Source organism: Microvirga pakistanensis (assembly GCF_004458765.1).
Lineage (GTDB): Bacteria > Pseudomonadota > Alphaproteobacteria > Rhizobiales > Beijerinckiaceae > Microvirga > Microvirga pakistanensis.
The window spans coordinates 1-341 of record NZ_SPJX01000547.1; the positions used below are offsets into that span (position 1 = coordinate 1).

Consider the following 341-nt stretch of genomic DNA (forward strand, 5'->3'; position numbering starts at 1 on the left):
AACAGGCTGATACCGCCCAAGAGTTCATATCGACGGCGGTGTTTGGCACCTCGATGTCGGCTCATCTCATCCTGGGGCTGAAGCAGGTCCCAAGGGTATGGCTGTTCGCCATTTAAAGAGGTACGCGAGCTGGGTTTAGAACGTCGTGAGACAGTTCGGTCCCTATCTACCGTGGGCGTTGGAAATTTGAGAGGATCTGCTCCTAGTACGAGAGGACCAGAGTGGACGAACCTCTGGTGTACCGGTTGTGACGCCAGTCGCATCGCCGGGTAGCTATGTTCGGAAGGGATAACCGCTGAAAGCATCTAAGCGGGAAGCCTACCTCAAGATAAGATTTCCCT

Annotated in this window: 1 rRNA gene; it reads left to right on the top strand. The window is 54.3% G+C overall.

From position 1 onward, the window contains the following. Positions 1–341 (top strand): 23S ribosomal RNA (locus E4K09_RS23755); the annotation flags it as partial.